Source organism: Streptomyces sp. NPDC104096 (assembly GCF_055584385.1).
In genome coordinates this window covers 1-3,762 of the sequence record NZ_JBVJMD010000140.1, presented here as the reverse complement: position 1 = coordinate 3,762, position 3,762 = coordinate 1, and the positions used below count along the sequence as shown (strand labels likewise).

Annotated in this window: 4 protein-coding genes and 1 pseudogene; 2 read left to right on the top strand and 3 right to left on the bottom strand. The window is 66.8% G+C overall.

Going from position 1 to position 3,762, the window contains the following annotated elements; translation table 11 throughout:
• Positions 1-186 precede the first annotated feature (186 nt).
• A complete protein-coding gene (locus tag ACZ60B_RS42685; RefSeq protein WP_469397412.1) occupies positions 187-528 on the top strand; it encodes a hypothetical protein in 342 nt (113 codons plus the stop codon).
• Between the two features lie 169 nt (positions 529-697).
• Here ACZ60B_RS42685 and ACZ60B_RS42680 read toward each other — a convergent pair whose 3' ends face one another.
• From ACZ60B_RS42680 to ACZ60B_RS42670, 3 genes and pseudogenes are all read right to left on the bottom strand, one after another.
• Positions 698-1,087 (bottom strand): group II intron maturase-specific domain-containing protein, encoded by a 390-nt coding sequence (locus ACZ60B_RS42680; protein ID WP_469397410.1) that lies wholly within the window; start codon positions 1,085-1,087, stop codon positions 698-700.
• 75 nt (positions 1,088-1,162) lie between these two features.
• Positions 1,163-1,435: a hypothetical protein gene (locus ACZ60B_RS42675; protein WP_469397408.1), complete on the bottom strand. Its 273-nt coding sequence runs from the start codon at positions 1,433-1,435 to the stop codon at positions 1,163-1,165.
• Between the two features lie 334 nt (positions 1,436-1,769).
• A pseudogene (locus ACZ60B_RS42670) lies at positions 1,770-2,426 on the bottom strand (integrase core domain-containing protein); the annotation flags it as partial.
• A 314-nt stretch (positions 2,427-2,740) separates the two neighbouring features.
• Here ACZ60B_RS42670 and ACZ60B_RS42665 point away from each other — a divergent pair.
• Positions 2,741-3,640, top strand: a complete 900-nt coding sequence (locus ACZ60B_RS42665) for an aminoglycoside phosphotransferase family protein (protein ID WP_469397406.1) — start codon at positions 2,741-2,743, stop codon at positions 3,638-3,640.
• The last annotated feature ends 122 nt before the right edge of the window (positions 3,641-3,762 follow it).

Sequence of the window (3,762 nt, the reverse complement as noted above, 5' to 3'; positions counted from 1 at the left end):
GGTACTGCAGGGGGGACCCTGTGGGAGAGTAGGACGCCGCCGAACAAATTTTATGGAAAACCCCCGTGCCATTCGGCACGGGGGTTTTCTGCGTTCCGCCTCATCGTTCCCCCCGCGTCACAGCAGCGACGCAGCCTCGCCTGCCACCCAGCTCTGCCAGACACGGCGGATGTTCGACGGGCCGGGGTGGTCAAGAACATCGACCCGGTCGTCGCGATCGCCCAGCTCGAAGCCATCATGACGAGCTGCAGTTATGAGGAAGCCAGTGGACGTCCCAGGTCCGGGCAGCTGTTGTCCGACCGGGAGAGCGACGGAGCGTTCGTGGTCAGCCTGACGGACACCTTGACGGCTGCCCTCGCATCGGCTGCGCAGGACGACCTCGTCCGCTTTGCCGAGCCGTGGTCGAAGACCGACGAGCTCCGGCAGATCAGCGTCGAGGTCACGGTCGGCGTCCTGGAAGTTCTGGCCGGTCTGGCCCAACGTGCTCAGGCTTCTGGCCAGCGGCTGTATTGCTGGTGGTCGCTGTGACGCACCGGCGTCCGATGCCGTTGTCCTTGTTCAGCAGTTCGCGTAGTTGGCGGGAGCGGTAGGAGCCGCCGGTCAAGGTGAGGACGAGCCCGCCCTCCCTGATGCGGTCCGCTCCGAAGAAGCGTCGCCGCAACTGCTTCCAGGTCATCAGGGGGTGCGTGTAGCGGATTCACCGAAGCATCCGCCACCACGCGTACCAACCGAGGTAGGCGAACGTTCTCTTCGAGACGCCGTAGCGGAAGTAGGCAGCCCAGCCCCGAAGGACCGGGTTGACCGTGCGTAGCACCTCCTCCAACGAGAGCGAGCTGGTGCTTCGCCCCGTCAGTTTCCTGATCTTGTGCGTCACCGACGCCAAAGCCTGCTTGGACGGGATGGTGAGCACCACGCGCCGGCCGCCGCCGAAGGGCCTCCGCTGGATGTGGAAGCCGAGGAAGACGAAGCCGTCGTCGATGTGGATGATGTGGGTCTTCTCGTCCGAGAGGGTCATCTTCAGCCTGCGGGGCGGCAGTTCACCGATCTCCGCCTTGAGCGCCTCGGCCTCCGACCTTGTGCCGTGCACGAGCACAACGAAGTCGTCCGCGTAATGCACCAGCTGGAAGTTCGGCCGCCCCGTCCGGCGTCGATACCGCCGACGCTAGGGCGGAGCCATCTCCTCATCCCAGATCCGCGAGAAGTGCCGATCCAGGACGGAGAGATAGACGTGGGCCAACAGCGGGGAGGCGACTTCTCCCCGCGGAGTGCCTGTGAGGGTCTCCGCGAGTCCACCGTGCAACTCGACAACTTCGGCCCACGGAAACGCACTGACCAGCTGTTTTTCCCATCGGTGCAGCTTGAGCTGATGATCGAGTACCCGTCGCTCGGCGGCGAAGAGGCTCAGCGAAGGTGTCGACGGCGCGTCGTTGTTCAACAACGTTTCTTCCCGACAGCAGTCCTGCTGTCATTACGCTGTCGCCCTTCCTCATGTGACCGACTTTCCCGGCCTCCGAGTACTACGGCGACTCCGCCACGATCTGGTGCCATCAGCGCCTCGTGGCGCACATCCCACTTCGTCGATAATGATCAAGTTGTAGCGGCGGACCTTCCTCGCTCCGCCTCCAGTTGACCGGAGTGGTGGGCCTTGACGAGGTGGGAGATCCAGTTGCCGCCGCAGCAAGGCGCCCAGGTGCTCCTTGTGGGACCAGTTCTGGTCACGGGCCTGCTCGGCCAGTTCCTCCCAGAAGGCGCCGATGGGCATCTTCAGTACTCAGCCCGATCGCCGGTACCACCGGCAGTAGCGGGATCATCGCCAGGTAGTCGGTCTCCAGCAGGTCGACCGGGCGGCCCTGGAACGAGCGGACGGTCCGCGCGTTCGCGCGGGCGAGCCAGTCCGCCAGCTGCTGGCTGAAGTCCTGCAGTGAGGCGAACTGGCGGCCAGGCAGGAATGAGGTCTCCAGGTACTGGTTGTTGCGCTCGACCAACCCCTTGAACTTCGGATCCCGTGGTGGGGCGAGCTGGATCCTGGCGGCCAGAGTGCCGGCGAAGGCCGCCTCCGGAGCGGTGACCTTCCTGGTGTCGCCGATCGCGGCTTCGCGGTCCCAGATCAGCGTCTTCGTGACCCGGTCGACCGGGTCGATGCTCACGTGCTCGAGGCGGATCAGGGCGGGGCGCTTACGCAGCGGCGGCAGCGAATGGGGCCAGCCCATCCTCTCGGCGACCACCGGGCCGGCATCCACAGCCACTCCTGCAGCAGGGCCCGCATCCGGGGCTCGTAGGCGTCTGCGACCTTGGCCCCGGGTCTCGCGTTCGTACTTCGGTGGACGGCCGGAGTGCAATGCGGCCCGAACCGTGTTCCGGGCCACCCACAGCCGCGGCGCGATCTCCTTGATGGGCACTTCCTCCGCCCTGTGAAGCAGGCGTATCTCTGCCCATTCAGTTCTCCCCCTTCAGCGCCCTCCAAGGTCAAGAGGGGGGGCCAAGATCCGCGGACTGCCCGGGGGTCCATTTTCAGGAAGGGTCGACAAGGCTCATAGAAGGTGCCGTCGCGGCGCTGCCCGGGTGCCTCGCTCGGATGTAGGTCGGCGAACGCCACATCGTCCACCGGGGTAGGTGGGAGACCGTACAGCCCATGTTCCATGTGACCGCCAGCGGCAGAGCCCTGGTTGCGGCGCCGACGAAGACGGCAGTGGGAGGGGTGATTGACGTTTGCCGGTGTCTGGCGGTCGGATGGCGAGCCATGGACACGGGTGACATTCCTTCGGACGTACATCCCATCGACGGCGACCTGGTGCGGCGGCTGATCGCCGGCCAGTTCCCGCAGTGGGCGGGACTGACGATCAAGCGGTTTCCGTCCGGCGGGACGGTCAACGCCATGTACCGGCTGGGCGATGACATGGTCGTACGGCTGCCGCTCGTGCCGGGCGGGGCCGACGACGTGCCGAAGGAGCGGATGTGGCTGTCCCGGCTCGCACCTCACTTGCCGACGACCGTCCCCAAGGCACTCGGGTACGGAGAGCCCGCGGAGGGGTACCCATGGCCGTGGTCCGTGTACCGGTGGCTGGAAGGGGAGAACCCGGAAGCGGGAGCCCTGAGCGAGCCGGTGCGGCTGGCCGAGGGCCTGGCGGAGTTCGTGGCGGCGATGTGGAGCATCACGCTGCCGGGTGCCCCGCAGGCCCACCGCGGAGGACCGGTCGCCTCGCTCGACGCGGAGACCCGGGCTGCGATCGAGGAGCTGCGCGGGATCCCGCAGGAGGGCGTCGACTGCGACGCCGCCACAGCCGTGTGGGAGGAGGCGTTGCGGGCCCCTGTCTGGGGCGGGCCCCCGGTGTGGCTGCACGCGGATCTCATGCCGGGCAACCTGCTGGTGGACGGTGGCAGGCTGACCTCGGTAATCGACTTCGGCTGCCTGGGGACGGGCGATCCGGCCTGTGATCTGTTCCCAGCGTGGAATCTGCTGCCGGCCAAGGCGAGGGAAGTCTTCCGTGAGGTGCTGAGAGTGGACGACGCGACCTGGATCCGCGGCCGGGGGCGAACACTCTCGCAGGCACTGATCGCGCTGCCGTACTACCGCGAGACGAACCCGGCGATGGCACACAACGCCCGGCACGTGATCCGTACGGTGCTGCAAGAGCGCTGACGACGCAGCGCCAAGCCGACGGGCCTCAAAAGATCTTGACAGGGGGCGGTTGACGGCACCCTGCCGGATGCGTATAGTTCTCCGGGTTGCCACGGAGCCGTATCGGTTCTGCGGCGGCGTCT